12 protein-coding genes are annotated in these 15,556 nt (G+C 68.7%); 4 read left to right on the top strand and 8 right to left on the bottom strand.

Annotated features, from left to right (window positions below):
• The first annotated feature begins 42 nt into the window (after nt 1-42).
• Together QE428_RS11585 and QE428_RS11580 are read left to right on the top strand one after the other, a co-directional pair.
• Nucleotides 43-1,248: a thiolase family protein gene (locus QE428_RS11585; protein ID WP_091353416.1), complete on the top strand. Its 1,206-nt coding sequence runs from the start codon at nt 43-45 to the stop codon at nt 1,246-1,248.
• 11 nt (nt 1,249-1,259) lie between these two features.
• Nucleotides 1,260-3,401 carry a 3-hydroxyacyl-CoA dehydrogenase NAD-binding domain-containing protein gene (locus QE428_RS11580; protein WP_307469330.1) on the top strand — a complete coding sequence of 714 codons (2,142 nt, stop codon included), beginning with the start codon at nt 1,260-1,262 and terminating at the stop codon, nt 3,399-3,401.
• Nucleotides 3,402-3,454: 53 nt separating this feature from the next.
• Here the strand turns inward: QE428_RS11580 and pepN are convergent, their stop codons facing one another.
• From pepN to dut, 7 genes are all read right to left on the bottom strand, one after another.
• The gene (pepN, locus tag QE428_RS11575; RefSeq protein ID WP_307469327.1) at nt 3,455-5,962 is read right to left on the bottom strand and encodes an aminopeptidase N; all 2,508 of its coding nucleotides are present in this window, start codon (nt 5,960-5,962) and stop codon (nt 3,455-3,457) included.
• Nucleotides 5,963-5,982: 20 nt separating this feature from the next.
• Nucleotides 5,983-7,950 carry a 1-deoxy-D-xylulose-5-phosphate synthase gene (gene dxs / locus QE428_RS11570; RefSeq protein WP_307469324.1) on the bottom strand — a complete coding sequence of 656 codons (1,968 nt, stop codon included), beginning with the start codon at nt 7,948-7,950 and terminating at the stop codon, nt 5,983-5,985.
• 74 nt (nt 7,951-8,024) lie between these two features.
• The gene (locus tag QE428_RS11565; protein WP_307469322.1) at nt 8,025-10,889 is read right to left on the bottom strand and encodes an aconitate hydratase; all 2,865 of its coding nucleotides are present in this window, start codon (nt 10,887-10,889) and stop codon (nt 8,025-8,027) included.
• A 149-nt stretch (nt 10,890-11,038) separates the two neighbouring features.
• On the bottom strand, nt 11,039-11,680 hold the full coding sequence (locus QE428_RS11560) for an LON peptidase substrate-binding domain-containing protein (protein ID WP_091353399.1): 642 nt from the start codon (nt 11,678-11,680) through the stop codon (nt 11,039-11,041).
• 42 nt (nt 11,681-11,722) lie between these two features.
• Nucleotides 11,723-12,499 (bottom strand): DUF3159 domain-containing protein, encoded by a 777-nt coding sequence (locus QE428_RS11555; protein ID WP_307469318.1) that lies wholly within the window; start codon nt 12,497-12,499, stop codon nt 11,723-11,725.
• On the bottom strand, nt 12,496-13,080 hold the full coding sequence (locus QE428_RS11550) for a DUF3710 domain-containing protein (RefSeq protein WP_091353392.1): 585 nt from the start codon (nt 13,078-13,080) through the stop codon (nt 12,496-12,498). The genes QE428_RS11555 and QE428_RS11550 overlap by 4 nt, the downstream gene beginning before the upstream one ends.
• Nucleotides 13,077-13,526 carry a dUTP diphosphatase gene (gene dut, locus QE428_RS11545; protein WP_172824654.1) on the bottom strand — a complete coding sequence of 150 codons (450 nt, stop codon included), beginning with the start codon at nt 13,524-13,526 and terminating at the stop codon, nt 13,077-13,079. Before dut ends, QE428_RS11550 begins: the two co-directional genes overlap by 4 nt.
• Nucleotides 13,527-13,538: 12 nt before the next feature.
• On the opposite strand from dut, the gene QE428_RS11540 reads away from it, so the two are divergent.
• A complete protein-coding gene (locus tag QE428_RS11540; protein ID WP_091353388.1) occupies nt 13,539-14,009 on the top strand; it encodes a DUF3093 domain-containing protein in 471 nt (156 codons plus the stop codon).
• Between the two features lie 12 nt (nt 14,010-14,021).
• Here QE428_RS11540 and QE428_RS11535 read toward each other — a convergent pair whose 3' ends face one another.
• The gene (locus QE428_RS11535) at nt 14,022-14,315 is read right to left on the bottom strand and encodes a DUF4193 domain-containing protein (protein WP_018186686.1); all 294 of its coding nucleotides are present in this window, start codon (nt 14,313-14,315) and stop codon (nt 14,022-14,024) included.
• Between the two features lie 218 nt (nt 14,316-14,533).
• Between QE428_RS11535 and sepH the strand changes: the two genes are divergently transcribed.
• On the top strand, nt 14,534-15,556 hold the full coding sequence (sepH, locus tag QE428_RS11530) for a septation protein SepH (RefSeq protein WP_091353383.1): 1,023 nt from the start codon (nt 14,534-14,536) through the stop codon (nt 15,554-15,556).

Genomic DNA, 15,556 nt, shown 5'->3' with positions numbered 1-15,556 from the left:
GGCCTCTCTAGGCTGGGTGGGAACCCAATCTTTGGAGGCAGTGTGGCCGAGCTTTCGGACGTCTATTTCGTCGACGGAATGCGCACCCCGTTCGGGCGTGCCGGCGAAAAGGGCATGTATTGGAACACTCGGGCCGACGACCTCGCCGTCAAGGCGACGATCGGTCTGATGGAGCGGAACCCGGGCGTCCCGGCTGAGCGCGTCGACGACGTCGCGATCGCCGCGACGAGCCAGACCGGGGAGCAAGGACTCACCCTCGGTCGATCGGTCGCGATCCTCGCCGGCCTCCCGCAGACGGTCCCCGGCTTCGCGATCGACCGCATGTGTGCAGGCGCCATGACGAGCGTCACGACGATGGCCGCATCGATCGGCGTCGGAATGTACGACGTCGCCCTCGCCGGCGGTGTCGAACACATGGGGCACTATCCGATCGGCGGCAACGCCGACCCGAACCCCCGATTCGTCGCGGAGAAGATGGTCGACCCCGGTGCCCTCAACATGGGCGTGACCGCAGAGCGCATCTTCGACCGGTACCCGCAGCTGACCAAGGAACGCTCGGACCGCTTCGGCATGCTCAGCCAGCACAAGGCGCAGGCCGCCTACGAGGCCGGGAAGTTCCAGCCCGATCTCGTGTCCATCGCGGTGAAGGATGCCGCCGGGGCCTGGGGCCTGGCGACCGAGGACGAGGGACGCCGTCCGCAGACGACGATGGCTGACCTCGCCGCGCTGAAAACCCCGTTCCGCCCGCACGGACGCGTCACGGCGGGCACGTCCTCGCCGCTCACGGACGGCGCCACGATGTCGCTCCTCGCCGGCGGCGGTGCGGTGAAGGAACTGGGCCTCGCTCCCAAAATGCGGCTCGTCTCCTTCGCGTTCGCGGGTGTCCAGCCCGAGATCATGGGCATCGGCCCCATCCCGTCGACCGAGAAGGCTCTCAAGAAGGCCGGCCTGACGATCGATGACATCGGCCTTTTCGAATTGAACGAGGCGTTCGCCGTGCAGGTCATCTCGCTCCTCGACCACTTCGGCATCGCCGACGACGACCCGCGCGTCAACCCCTGGGGCGGCGCGATCGCGCTCGGACACCCGCTCGCGGCATCCGGCGTCCGTCTCATGATCCAGCTGGCAGCCCACTTCGCCGAGCGCCCCGACGTCCGCTACGGCGTCACCGCCATGTGCGTCGGCCTTGGTCAGGGCGGCTCGGTCATCTGGGAGAACCCGCACTACAACGGCAAGAAGAAGAAGTGAGGCAGCCGACGATGACGAACTACGACCAGATCGACTTCTCGCCCCTGCTCGCCCTCTCCGACACCGAGGTCGTGACGAACTCGCCCGTCCGCGACGTCACGCTCGCCAGCGGCAAGGTGCTCGCTCTCATCACGCTGGACAACGGCCGCGACCACACCCGCCCCAACACGCTGGGACCGGCGACGCTGACCGCTCTGAACGCCACCCTCGACGCACTCGCGGCTCGTGCTCGCGTCGGCGAGATCGACGCCGTCGGCATCACCGGGAAGCAGTACATCCTCGCCGCCGGCGCCGACCTCAGCGAAGTCAGCAACGTGGGCTCCGTCGACAACGCGCGGCTCATCGCGCAGCTCGGTCACCACGTCCTCGGCAAGCTGTCCGATCTCGGCGTGCCGTCGTTCGCCTTCGTGAACGGGCTCGCCCTGGGCGGCGGCCTCGAGATCGCGCTGAACTCCACCTACCGCACGGTGGATGCCTCCGCCGCCGCAATCGCGCTGCCCGAGGTCTTCCTCGGCATCATCCCCGGCTGGGGCGGCGCGTACCTCCTGCCGAACCTGATCGGCATCGAGAATGCGCTCGAGGTCGTCATCTCGAACCCGCTCAAGCAGAACCGGGTCCTCAAGCCGCAGCAGGCCTTCGAGCTCGGCATCATGGATGCGATCTTCCCCGCCTCCAGCTACCTCGAGTCGTCGCTCCGGTGGGCTGACGGCGTGCTGAACGGCTCCGTCAAGGTCGAACGCAAGAACGCACCCGGGAAGATCGAGCGGCTCACGAAGTGGCCCATCGCCATCAAGATGGCGCGCGGCATGCTCGAGTCGAAGATCGGAACCGTTCCCCGCTCCCCCTACGTCGCGCTCGACCTGCTCGACAAGGCCAAGAGCGGCACGAAGGAAGAAGGGTTCGCGCGCGAGGACGAGGCGCTCGCCTCGCTCGTCACCGGCGACCAGTTCGCGGCATCCATGTACGCGTTCGACCTCGTGCAGAAGCGCGCTAAGCGTCCCGTGGGTGCGCCCGACAAGGCGCTCGCGAAGAAGGTCACCAAAGTCGGCATCATCGGCGCGGGCCTCATGGCCAGTCAGTTCGCGCTGCTGTTCGTGCGCAAGCTCCAGGTGCCCGTGCTGATCACCGACCTCGATCAGGCGCGCGTCGACAAGGGCGTCGCCTACATCCACGACGAGATCGGAAAGCTCGAGGCGAAGGGCCGGCTCGACGGCGACACCGCCAACAAGCTGCGGGTCCTCGTGACCGGGACGACCGACAAGACCGCGTACGCCGATTGCGACTTCGTCATCGAGGCGGTCTTCGAAGAGGTCGGGGTGAAGCAGTCCGTCTTCGCCGAGATCGAGGCCGTCGTGGCCGAGGACGCGATCCTCGCGACCAACACCTCGTCGCTGTCGGTCGAGGAGATCGGCGCGAAGCTCGCGCACCCCGAGCGCCTGGTCGGCTTCCACTTCTTCAACCCGGTCGCGGTCATGCCGCTCATCGAGGTCGTGAAGACGCCGCAGACGTCGGATGCCGCCCTCTCGACCGCCTTCGTCGTCGCCAAGGGGCTGGGCAAGAACGCTGTCCTCACCGCCGATGCGCCCGGCTTCGTCGTGAACCGGCTCCTCGCCAAGGTCATGGGAGAGGCCGCGCGCGCCGTCTACGAGGGCACGCCCGTCGCAGACGTCGAGAAGGCGTTCGCGCCCCTCGGGCTGCCGATGGGACCGTTCCAGCTCATCGACCTCGTCGGCTGGAAGGTGGCAGCCCACGTGCAGGACACGATGGTCCGCGCCTTCCCCGACCGGTTCTACGCGAACGAGAACTTCCACGAGCTCGCCGCGCTGGACGAGGTCGTCGAGAAGGATAAGGGCGGTCGCGTGACCGGGTTCACGAAGGCCGCCGAGAAGGTCGCGAAGAAGGCGACGCGATCGACACCGGCATCCGCCGACGAGATCCTCCACCGCGTGCAGGACGGCCTCGCGCAGGAGATCAAGCTCATGCTCGACGAGGGCGTCGTGCCCGAGGTCGAGGACATCGACCTCTGCCTCATCCTCGGGGCCGGTTGGCCTTTCATCGACGGCGGGGCGACGCCCTACCTCGACCGGGAGGGCGCCAGCGATCGCGTGTTCGGCGACACGTTCCACCACCCGCCGATCCGCGGCATCGCCTGACGCACGCACCTACGAGAACGGCCCCCGGGATGTCCGGGGGCCGTTCTTGCGAGTCAGGGTCGCGGCTGCGCCGCGCGGACCCGGAGATCGCGCGCGAGGTGGTCGCGTTGCTCGATCACGATGCGCCGGAGCGATCCGGGTGCGTCGGTGTGGGCCTCGAGCCACGCGTCGACAGCCGCGGTGTCGTCCGTGGCCGGGAAGAGGCCTCGCACGAGGCGCGCGGCGATCTCGATGCTGCGCGAACGCCACGCGGGCAGGATCCGCTCGAAGTACGCGCCGTCGAACTCCGCAACGAGGTCACGGCTCTTCCCCGCCCGCGCGCCGCGGATGGTGGCATCCAGGTGGTCGTTCGTCAGCGTCTCGTCATCCCACGCGTCGTCCCACGCGTCGCGACGGACGGATGCCTCCGGCCGTGCCGCGAGCGCCGCGAGACGCGCCGTGCGGCCCGACGCGGTTGCATCCCGCTCCGCCTCGGCCTCGATCCGCGCGGCGTCCGCATGACCGGAGGCAGCGAGACCGAACAGCCACCCCCACCGGAGATCGGGATCGAGGGCCAGGCCCGCCGGTGCCGGCGCCTCCCCCGCCAGGATTGCGGACATCTCGCCCGCCCGGTCCGTGCAGAGCTCCGCGGCAGCACCGACCGCGCGTGCCCAGATGAGCTGAGCGTCGGACCCGGCGTCGGCAGCCGACATGGCGCGCCACGCTCCCTGCAACCAGGCGACCGACGTCTCCCCGGCGTCCGAGACGTAGTGGCGGATCGCGAAGGCGGCGTGGGCGAGGACGTCGCTCAGGAGCGCCGGGTGGGACTCGCGGGGAGCGTGCTCCGCCGCGATCGCGAGATAGGCGGATGCCGCGAGCTCGCCATCGCGTACGGCGTTCCAGAGCGCCGCCCAGACGACGCCTCGCGCGACCGCATCCGGCATCGTCGACAGGCCCGCCCTGACGGCGGCGAGCGATCGGTCGTCGAGCCGCACCTTCGCGTAGGAGCGATCGTCCACGTTGGCGATGACCAGGGCCGCGTCGGGGAGGACGGGCGCGTCGACGACGGTGCGCTCACCGAACAGGTCGACGGCGACGTCGCCGCGCGCGACGAGACGCCCGGCCTCGTCGTCCCAGAGACCGACGCGGACCGCGTGCGGTCGCGCGACGTCCTGCACGACCGTCAGGGGGCCGCGCTCGACCGTGAGGGTCGGCAGCCCGGTCGTCTCGAGCCACGCCGTGCTCCACGACCGGAGATCGCGGCCCGACGCCTCTTCGAGCGCGACGAGGAGATCCTCGAGCGTCGTGTTGCCGTAGGCGTGCGCCGCGAAGTACCGCTGCGCTCCGCGGAAGAAGGCGTCCTCGCCGACGAACCCGACGAGCTGCTTCAGCACCGACGCCCCCTTCGCGTACGTGATGCCGTCGAAGTTGAGCTTGGCCGCCTCGAGGTCCGGGATGTCGGCGACGATCGGGTGCGTCGTGGGCAGCTGGTCCTGGACGTACGCCCACCCCTTCCGCCGGCTCGCGAACGTGACCCAGGCATCCGGGTGCAGCCCTGTCGCGACGTTCGCGTGCGTCCCCATGAAGTCGGCGAACGACTCCTTGAGCCACAGGTCGTCCCACCATCGCATCGTGACGAGATCGCCGAACCACATGTGCGCCATCTCGTGGAGGATCGTGTTCGACCGCGCCTCGCGCTGCGCGGCGGTCGCCGCTCCGCGGAAGACGTACGCCTCGGTGAAGGTGACCAGGCCCGGGTTCTCCATCGCGCCGAGGTTGTACTCGGGGACGAAGATCTGGTCGTACTTGCCCCACGGGTAGTCCTGGTCGAAGGCTCTCGTGAAGAAGTCGAGACCGCGGCGGGTGATGTCGAGGATCTCGTCCGCGTCGAGGTGTTCGGCGAGAGAGGCGCGGCAGAGCACACCGAGGTCGACACTCTGCCGTTCCCCCTGCCAGAGACCGTCGACGCGATGGTACGGACCGACGGCGACCGCGGTGACGTAGCTCGACAGCAGCGGCGTCTCGGCGAACGACACCCGGACGCCGCCGTCGACCTCGGCGCGGGCGGCCTCCGCGCCGCCCGACAGGATGACACCGTCACGCGACGCCGTGATGTGGAACGTCCACCGCGCCTTCAGGTCGGGCTGCTCGAAGCACGGGTAGACGCGACGGCTGTCGGCCGGCTCGTACTGCGTGTAGAGGTAGACCGCGCCGTCCACCGGGTCGGTGAAGCGGTGCAGGCCCTCACCCGATCGGCTGTACCGACCGCGCGCACGAACGCGGACCGTGTTCTCCTCGGCGAGTCCCGACAGGCGGATGCGGGCGCCGTCCCACTCCACCGGTTGCGGTGCGCCGTTGACCTCCACCTCGTCGACGGAGATGCCGAGGAAGTCGATCCACGTCTCCGTCGACGACGCGCGGAAGCGCAGGGTGCTCTGCGTCGCGAAGTCCTCGCGTGACGCATCGGGGGCCGAGCGGAGGTCCAGGTCGACCTCGATCGTGTCGAGGACGATGACGGATGCCCGGGCCGCGGCATCCTCTCGACTCAGGTTCTCATCGCCGGGATGCTGCGGTGTCTGCATCCCTCCATGCTGTCACGCGGTCACTCGGAACCCGCGTCGGTCGGGCCGCGCAGTTCGACCTCGTGCGAGGTCCACACCGCGTCGTCGGCCGACTGCCGCGCAACGGGTACGCGCGTGCCGAGCACCTGCGCGACGACGTCCTGCGCGATCTTCGAGGCCGTCAAACCCGCATCGGCGAGGATCTGCTCGCGGGTCGCGTGATCGATGAACTCGTCCGGGAGGCCCAGTTCGTCGACAGCCGTGGAGACGCCCGACTCACGGAGGACCTGACGCACGCGCGTCCCGACACCACCGACGCGGATACCGTCCTCGATCGTGATCACCAGGCGGTGGGATGCCGCGAGCTCGACGATCGCGGGACGGATCGGTACCGCCCACCGGGGATCGACGACGGTCGAGCCGATTCCCTGGGCGCGGAGTCGTTCGGCGACCTCGACGGCCATGTGGGCCATCGGGCCGATCCCGACGATGAGGACGTCCTCCGCACCGCTTCGGTACAGCACGTCGGTGCCGTCCTCCCGCCGCTCGATCGCATCGAGAGCGTCCGGCACGGACCCCTTCGGGAACCGGACCACGGTCGGGGCGTCCTCGACGGTGACCGCCTCGTCGAAGAGCTCGCGGAGCCGCTCCGCGTCTCGTGGCGCGGCGATCTGAATGCCGGGGACGAGCTGCAGCATCGCGAGATCCCAGATGCCGTGGTGGCTGGGACCGTCGGGCCCGGTGACGCCGGAACGGTCGAGGACGAAGGTCACCCCCGCCTTGTGCAGCGCGACGTCCATCATGACCTGGTCGAACGCACGGTTCATGAAGGTGGCGTAGATCGCGACGACCGGGTGAAGACCGCCGAACGCCAGGCCCGCAGCAGAGGCGACGGCGTGCTGCTCGGCGATGCCGACGTCGTAGACCCGCGTCGGGAACCGCTGCGCGAAGTCCTGCAGGCCGGTCGGTCGCAGCATCGCGGCGGTCATCGCGATGATGTCCTCGCGACGCTCACCCGCGGCAACGAGCGCCTCGGAGAAGACGTCCGTCCAGGCAACGGCATCCGAGGAACCGATCGGCTCCCCCGTGACGGGGTCGATCTTCCCGACCGCGTGGAACTGGTCGGCCTCATCACGACGGGCCGGCTCGAAGCCGCGTCCCTTGTCGGTGATGGCGTGGACGATGACGGGGGCGCCGTACTCCTTCGCGAGGCGGAGCGTCTCTTCCATCGCGTCGAGGTCGTGCCCGTCGACGGGTCCGAGGTATTTGATGTCGAGGTTGGAGTACAACGCGACGTTGTTCGTGAAGCGCGACAGGAAGCCGTGCGTGCCACCCCGGACGCCGCGGTACACCGCGCGCCCGATCGGACCGAGAAGACGGGAGACGTGAGCGGAGCTCTGCCGCAGCGTCTTGTAGCTGTCCGCGGTGCGGACGCGATTCAGGTAGCGCGCCATGCCGCCGATGGTGGGGGCGTACGAGCGGCCGTTGTCGTTGACGACGATGACGAGGTTGCGGTCGTTGTCGTCGGAGATGTTGTTGAGGGCTTCCCACGTCATGCCGCCCGTGAGGGAACCGTCGCCCACGACGGCCACGACGTGACGGTCCTTGCGCCCGGTCACCGTGAGGGCGCGCGAGACGCCGTCCGCCCAGCTCAGCGAGCTCGACGCGTGCGACGACTCGACGACGTCGTGCGGGCTCTCGGACCGCTGCGGGTAGCCCGCCAGACCCCCGCGCGAGCGGAGCTGAGAGAAGTCCTGACGGCCCGTGAGGAGCTTGTGGACGTAGGACTGGTGACCGGTGTCGAAGATGATCGGGTCGTTCGGGGAGTCGAAAACGCGGTGCAGGGCGATCGTCAGCTCGACGACTCCGAGGTTCGGACCGAGGTGGCCACCTGTGCGCGAGACGTTCTCGACCAGGAAGGTCCGGATCTCGTCAGCCAGAACGTGGAGCTCCTCGCTCGAGAACCGATCGAGGTCGCGCGGACCGGAAATTCCCTCGAGAAGACTCATGTCAGGAGTCTACGTGCCCGCATGCGAGAGGACCCCAACTCCACGCGGAGCCGGGGTCCTCTTGACAAGCAGGGTCAGACCAGCGAACGCAGCACGTACTGCAGGATGCCGCCGTTGCGGTAGTAGTCCGCCTCACCGGGGGTGTCGATCCGGACGACCGCGTCGAACTCGATCGTCTGCTTGCCCTCGGGCGAGAACTCGCTCGGCTCGGCGACGACCTTGACCGTCTTCGGCGTGACGCCCTCGTTCAGCTGCTCGAGGCCGGTGATCGAGACGATCTCGGTACCGTCGAGGCCGAGCGAGCTCCAGCTCTCGCCGGCGGGGAACTGCAGCGGGACGACGCCCATGCCGATGAGGTTCGAGCGGTGGATGCGCTCGAAGCTCTCGGTGATGACCGCCTTGACGCCCAGCAGGCTCGTGCCCTTGGCCGCCCAGTCGCGGGACGAACCGGAGCCGTACTCCTTACCGCCGAAGACGACGAGCGGGGTGCCCTGTGCCTGGTAGTTCTGGCTCGCGTCGTAGATGTACGACTGCGGGCCACCCTCCTGGGTGAAGTCGCGGGTGAAGCCACCCTCGACGACCTTGCCGTCGTTGACCGCGGCGACGATCTCGTTCTTCAGGCGGATGTTGGCGAACGTGCCGCGGATCATGACCTCGTGGTTACCGCGACGCGAGCCGTAGGAGTTGAAGTCCTTCTGCGCCACGCCGTGCTCGGTGAGGTACTGAGCCGCGGGCGTGCCGGCCTTGATGTTTCCGGCGGGGCTGATGTGGTCGGTCGTGACCGAGTCGCCCAGGGTCGCCATGACACGCGCACCGGAGATGTCGGTGACGGGCGCCGGCGTGCTCTCCATGCCGTCGAAGTACGGAGCCTTGCGGACGTACGTCGAGTCCTCGTCCCATTCGAAGATGGGACCGGTGGGCGTCGGAAGGTTCTGCCAGCGCTCGTCGCCGTCGAAGACGGTGGAGTACTGCTTGATGAACTGCTCGCGCGAGATCGAGTGGTCGATGACCTCCTGAACCTCGTCGGGCGAGGGCCAGATGTCCTTCAGGAACACGTCGTTGCCGGCCTCGTCCTTGCCGAGCGCGTCGGTCTCGAAGTCGAAGTTCATCGACCCGGCGAGAGCGTAGGCGACGACCAACGGGGGCGACGCGAGGTAGTTCATCTTCACGTCGGGGCTGATGCGGCCCTCGAAGTTGCGGTTGCCCGAGAGGACGGCCGTGACGGCGAGGTCGTTCTCGTTGATCGCGGCCGAGACCTCTTCGATGAGCGGTCCGGAGTTGCCGATGCAGATCGTGCAGCCGTAGCCGACTGTGTAGAAGTCGAGGCCCTCGAGTGCCTTGTCGAGGCCGGACTTCTCGTAGTAGTCGGTGACGACCTTCGAGCCGGGGCCGAGCGTCGTCTTGACCCACGGCTTGCGCTTCAGGCCCTTGTCGACGGCCTTCTTGGCGAGCAGGCCCGCCGCGATCATGACCGACGGGTTCGACGTGTTGGTGCACGAGGTGATGGCCGCGAGGGTGACCGCACCGTTGTCGAGGAGGTACGACTGGCCCTCGGGCGTCGTCACCTTGACGGGCTTGGATGCCGCGTGGCGCGCGCCGCTCGAGATCATCGAGGGGACGTGCTCGTGCTCGTGCTGGTGCGAGACACCCTCGGCCGAGACCGTCTCGTGCTCGACGCCCGGGGCGGAACCGGGGTCGGACGCGGGGAAGGTTCCCTCGATCTCGACGGAGTCCTCAGCCGCGGCATCCGCGTAGTTGAGGATGTCCTTCTCGAACTGGTTCTTCGCGTCGGACAGGAGAATGCGGTCCTGCGGACGCTTGGGACCTGCGATGGAGGGGACGACCGTCGAGAGGTCGAGCTCCATGAACTCGCTGAAGCTGAGCTCACGGGAGGCGTCGTGCCACAGCGACTGCGCCTTGGCGTAGGCCTCGACGAGGGCGACGGTCTGCTCGTCACGACCCGTGAGGCGGAGGTAGTCGAGGGTCACGTCGTCGACGGGGAACATCGCCGCGGTCGAGCCGAACTCGGGGCTCATGTTGCCGATGGTGGCGCGGTTGGCCAGCGGCACCTGCGCGACGCCCTCGCCGTAGAACTCGACGAACTTGCCGACGACGCCGTGCTTACGCAGCATGTCGGTGATCGTGAGGACGACGTCGGTCGCGGTCACGCCGGCGGGGATCTCACCGGTCAGCTTGAAGCCGACCACGCGCGGGATGAGCATGGAGACGGGCTGGCCGAGCATGGCCGCCTCAGCCTCGATGCCGCCGACACCCCAACCGAGGACACCGAGGCCGTTCACCATCGTGGTGTGCGAGTCGGTGCCGACGCAGGTGTCGGGGTAGGCACGCAGGACACCGCCGACCTCGCGGTCGTAGATGACCTTCGCGAGGTGCTCGATGTTCACCTGGTGGACGATGCCGGTTCCCGGCGGGACGACCTTGAAGTCGTCGAAAGCGGTCTGACCCCAGCGCAGGAACTGGTAACGCTCGCCGTTGCGCTCGTACTCGATCTCGACGTTGCGCTCGAGGGCGTTGTCGGAACCGAAGAGGTCTGCGATGACCGAGTGGTCGATGACCATCTCGGCCGGAGACAGCGGGTTGATCTTGCTCGGGTCGCCGCCGAGGGCGGTGACGGCCTCGCGCATGGTGGCGAGGTCGACGATGCACGGCACACCGGTGAAGTCCTGCATGACCACGCGTGCGGGCGTGAACTGGATCTCGGTGTTCGGCTCGGCGTCGGGGTTCCAGTTCCCGAGAGCCTCGATCTGCTCCTTGGTGACGTTCGCACCGTCCTCGGTGCGAAGCAGGTTCTCGAGGAGGATCTTGAGGCTGTACGGAAGCTTCTCGAAACCGGGAACGGTCTCGATGCGGAAGATCTCGTAGTCGGTGTCGCCGACTGTGAGTGTGCTCTTGGCACCGAAGCTGTCAACAGTGGACACGTGTGCTCTCCTTCGTCGGCGGGCGCGGCGTCAGCCGGCCCTCCCATCTTCGCCCCGCCCGGTCCCGGTGACTAGTGAGGTCCGCCTTACCCCGGCGGGCGAAATTTATCTTGATATCAAGATACCTCACTTCGCCCGGCGGCGAGGACTCAGAGCTCGTCACCGTCCGACTCGGCGACATCCGCCGCCCGGGCGACGAGGACCGGCTCCTCTTCAAGACACAGGTCGATCAGCCTTGTGAGGAGCTCCGTCAGCGTCGTCGAACCGAGCAGTCGGAACCTGTCGTACTCGCCGAGAGGCGCCATCGCGGCGAGCTGCCAGGATGACTCCACGGGGTCGTCCGAGATCTCGGTGTCGGGATCCCACCGCGCTTCGTCGAGGACGGCCGCAAGAGTCGCGACCCGACGCACGACCCGTTCCGCCTCCCGACGCAGCGGAAGAAGGTCGTCGCTCCACCTCAGCGGCTCGACCGTCGTGACGTCCGCGACGGGATGCGGGTCATCGGCGCCCCACCGGTCGACCGTGATCCGCTCCCTGCCGACGGCGATGACGAACAGATCAGCGGCGCCGGCCTCGATCCGGACGATGCGAGCCATCGTGCCGAGCGCACTGCGTTCGTCGCCTCCCCCGGATTCCAGCCCTCGCTCGATGAGGACGACGCCGAATGATGGATCCTCCGCGTCGAGGAGGCGACCCATCATCGTCAGGTACCGCGGCTCGAACACCCGCAGTGCCAGCGGCGTGTGCGGGAAGAGCACACTGCCGAGCGGGAACATGGGGACGGCGTCCATGCGGCCCAGTCAACCACTCGGCACGTCTGGTCGCGCGGCTTGTCAGCTCTCGCCGGGAGCTTCGGCGCGCCGCGGGTAGAGCGCTCGGACGGCCAGCCAGGTGACCGCCACCATCGGCGCGAAGAGGGGAAGGCCCATGATGAGCTTCAGGGTGCCGAGCGCCGCTGTCTGATCGGCGAGGTACAGCGGGAGCTGGACGGCGAGGCGCACGTAGAAGAGAGCAGCCCACGCGATCGCGAGCCAGAAGAAGACCCGACGCTTGCGCCGATCGGCCCGCCATGCCGTGCCCTCGTTCATGAGGAAGCCGACGGCCAACCCGATCAGCGACCAGCCGACCAGTGCCGACACCAGGAACCCGGTCCCGTAGGCGGCGTTGGTGATGAGCCCGGGGACGAAGTTGTCGACGCCGCGCCCCGTGAACAGGGCCAGGGCCGCGGCGACACCCGTCGCCACGAGACCGCCGAAGGCAGCCGCAGCAGGCGAACGCTGGATGAGCCTGATCACGGTGAAGACGGCCGCCAGCCCCACCGAGGCCACCAGCGACAGCACGAGATCCTGTCCGGTGACGGTGAAGAGTACGACGAACACGAGCCCGGGAAGGACCGACTCGGCGATGCCGCGCCATCCGCCCATCGCGCGCCACACGACGTGGCCGGTCGTCGCGTCCTCCGCCGGATCGAGACCTGCACGCTTGGCTGCGCCGCCGATAGCCTGACCGAGAAGACCGGATGCCGTCGGCTCCCCCGCCGGCGGTGGCACGAGGTCTCCCCTCGTCGGCTGGGGGTCCCCCGATTCGGGACGGTCCTGCGAGGTGGTCATGCGCTGCCGGGGGATGCCGGCATCTTCAGCGGGATGAGGTCGCGCGGCGGCATGGGCGTGTTGCCGCGGACGACGACGATCGAGCGGAAGAGGTCTTCGACCTGCTCGGCGGCCGCGATGTCGCTCGCCGCAGCTCCTCCGATGACACCACGCAGGAACCAGCGCGGACCATCGACGCCGACGAAGCGCGCGAGGCGCTTCCCGGCGGCGCCGTCCGCACCGGCGACGGGCACCTCGGCGAGCAGCTCGGGGCCGAGCGGCCCTTCCCGCTCCTCGACGCGCCCGCCCTGCTGACGGACCTGCTGGCGGATCTGCTCGCGCGTCTCCTCCCACAGGCCGCTCGACCGCGGCGCGGCGAACGGCTGCACCTGCAGTGTCGAGCCGACGTAGTCGAGCCCGACGGCGACGATGCGTTTCGTCTGCTCTTCGACTTCCAGCCGGAGGTTCAGACCCTCGCGAGGCAGGACCTTGACCCCGCCGAGGTCGATGTACGGACGGACGGGGTTCGCCTCCGCCTCGTCGAACGGACCGTTCTCGGCCCGATCGCTCGGTGCCGACTTGGGTGCGAGCTCGTCGCTCATGCGGTTGTTCCTGTCGTGTAGCCGGTGGATCCGAAGCCCCCGTCGCCGCGCACGCTGTCGGGAAGCGCGTCGACGGGGAGGAAGGTCGCCCGCGAGACGGGCATCACGATGAGCTGGGCGATGCGGTCGCCCGGAGCGATGTCGAAGGGCTCCGCGGCATCCGTGTTCAACAGCGTGACCTTGATCTCGCCCCGGTACCCCGCGTCGACCGTGCCCGGTGAGTTGACCACGGTGATGCCGTGCTTGGCGGCCAGACCGCTGCGAGGGACGACGAAAGCGACGTAGCCGTCGGGCAGCGCGATGCGCACTCCCGTACCGATGAGGGCGCGCTGACCGGGGGCCAGACGCACCTGCTCTGTGGAGACGAGGTCGGCGCCGGCATCGCCCGGGTGCGCGTAGACGGGCACATGAGCCGAGATAATGGGAACGTCCACGGTATCCATCACCCCCCGAGGCTAATGCACAACCCCGACCGCACCGTCCCCTCCTCGTACCGCGAACGGCTCAGCCCTTCGCTGTGGCTCCTGGTGAGCGCCGCGGTCTGCGCGCCCATGGCGGCGGTGGTCTTCTCGCCGATCGACACGACCCTCGCCCTCGTCATCGGACTCGCCGTCGGCGTCGTCCTGGTGTCGTCTCTGATCCTGACTGCTCCCGTCGTCACGCTCGCAGACGGCGTGCTCCGCGTCGGGCGGGCGCACATCCCGGTCACCGACCTCGGCGATCCCGAGGTGCTGACGGGGGAAGAGGCGCGGGCTGCCCGAGGCGGCGGCCTCCGACGCGACGACTGGCATCTGCTTCGCGGCGGGATCGACGGCGTCGTGCGCGTCCCCGTCTCAGACGACGACGACCCCACAGCACGCTGGGTGTTCTCGTCCCGCACCCCTGATCGGGTGGCGGCGATGATCACCCGCGCGCAGCGGGGTCGCTGATATCGGCGCTGCTTACGCGGCGCACTCGGTGCAGATCGCGCCGATCGAGGTCTGGTGGTCGATCTGGGTCCGGTGCTTCACGAGGAAGCATTCGACACAGGTGAACTCGTCCTCCTGCGGGGGCAGGACGACGACGTCGAGGTCGACGTCGGAGAGGTCAGCGCCGGGGAGCTCGAAACCGCTGGGGTTGTCAGAGTCTTCGACGTCGACCGAGCCGGACATCTTGTCCGGGACGCGTTCCTTGAGAGCCTCGATCGACTCGCTGTCGTCTTCGGTCTTGCGGGGGGCGTCGTAATCCGTGGCCATTCGAGAACGTCTCAACTTTCGGGGTGGTGCTGTGGGTGCGGCCCGTTCGGGCGGCCATAGTTTGCATCACCTGTCGGTGAATCGCAAATGAGCCGTCGGGTCGCCGCCGCCTTTCGGAGGTGCCCCACCGCAAACTCGCGGCACGCCCCGGATATTCCCGCCCTCGACCGTTCGCCGTGACACCATGAACCCACCCGCTGGATCTGGAGGACGTCCGCATGGAACAGCTCAAAGTGATCGGCACCGAAGACGGTCGCCTGATGCTCGCGACCGACGCCGGCGACCGATTCTCACTCGCCGTCGACGAGGCTCTGCGCGCCCAGCTGCGACGCCTGCAGCGCGACGCCGAGCCCCGCACCACGCGTCCGAACCCGCGTGACATCCAGTCCCACATCCGCGCCGGCATGACCGCGGAGGACGTCGCGCAGCTCCTCGGAGTGCGCGTCGAGGACGTCCAGAGATTCGAAGGCCCCGTTCTCGCCGAGCGCGAGCACGTCGTGGGCCAGGCCCTCGCCGTGACGGTGCTCATCGGCGGGGAACTCGACCCGGGTGCGCAGCCGACGTTCGGGAACGCCGTCCGAGCCAAGCTCACCGAAGCCGGCGCCACCGGCGAGCGGTGGACGAGCTGGAAAGACCAGAACGGTTGGACCGTCAAGCTCGAGTTCACGGTGGGCGAGGTCGAGCACGACGCCCGTTGGTCGTTCGACCCGCGTCGTTCGTCCCTGGCTCCGCAGAACTCCGACGCGACCCAGCTGTCGCGCCAGGGTTCCCTCCCGGAGGGACTCATCCCGCGTCTGCGCGCCCTCGACTCCGCGCCGCAGAAAGATGCCACGCGATTCGACACCGGCGCGTTCGGTCCCCGCGCCGTGACCGAGCCGGAAGCGGACTTCGACACACCCGAAGCACGCCCGTCGTCCTCCCCCGCCGTTCAGCAGGCCGCCATCAAGCGCGCCCCGGACGCGCCGGTGACCTCCGCCGAGACCGCGGACCTTCTCGAAGCGCTCCGTCGCCGTCGCGGCCAGCGCGAGCCGATGCCCGCCGAGCACAGCGAAGAACCCTCGTCGACCCCCGTCGCGCTCTTCGACGCTCCGGAAGCGGACGTCGACCAGGCGACGCCCGCAGAACCGGCGGATGCCGAGGCCGCTGCCGAACCGCCCGCGGAGCAGAGCCGCCGCCGCGGACGCACGTCGATGCCGTCGTGGGACGAGATCGTCTTCGGCGCACGCACCGAAGACGGCTGA

The organism is Microbacterium sp. SORGH_AS_0505 (assembly GCF_030818715.1).
Lineage (GTDB): Bacteria > Actinomycetota > Actinomycetes > Actinomycetales > Microbacteriaceae > Microbacterium.
This window is presented reverse-complemented; position numbering and strand designations above follow the sequence as displayed.

Excerpts from the sequence above, each read along its gene's own strand:
- QE428_RS11580 (WP_307469330.1), top strand. The coding sequence starts at position 1,260 with ATGACGAACTACGACCAGATCGACTTCTCGCCCCTGCTCGCCCTCTCC.
- pepN (WP_307469327.1), bottom strand. The coding sequence starts at position 5,962 with ATGCAGACACCGCAGCATCCCGGCGATGAGAACCTGAGTCGAGAGGAT.
- dxs (WP_307469324.1), bottom strand. The coding sequence starts at position 7,950 with ATGAGTCTTCTCGAGGGAATTTCCGGTCCGCGCGACCTCGATCGGTTC.
- QE428_RS11560 (WP_091353399.1), bottom strand. The coding sequence starts at position 11,680 with ATGGACGCCGTCCCCATGTTCCCGCTCGGCAGTGTGCTCTTCCCGCAC.
- QE428_RS11555 (WP_307469318.1), bottom strand. The coding sequence starts at position 12,499 with ATGACCACCTCGCAGGACCGTCCCGAATCGGGGGACCCCCAGCCGACG.
- QE428_RS11550 (WP_091353392.1), bottom strand. The coding sequence starts at position 13,080 with ATGAGCGACGAGCTCGCACCCAAGTCGGCACCGAGCGATCGGGCCGAG.
- QE428_RS11540 (WP_091353388.1), top strand. The coding sequence starts at position 13,539 with ATGCACAACCCCGACCGCACCGTCCCCTCCTCGTACCGCGAACGGCTC.
- QE428_RS11535 (WP_018186686.1), bottom strand. The coding sequence starts at position 14,315 with ATGGCCACGGATTACGACGCCCCCCGCAAGACCGAAGACGACAGCGAG.
- sepH (WP_091353383.1), top strand. The coding sequence starts at position 14,534 with ATGGAACAGCTCAAAGTGATCGGCACCGAAGACGGTCGCCTGATGCTC.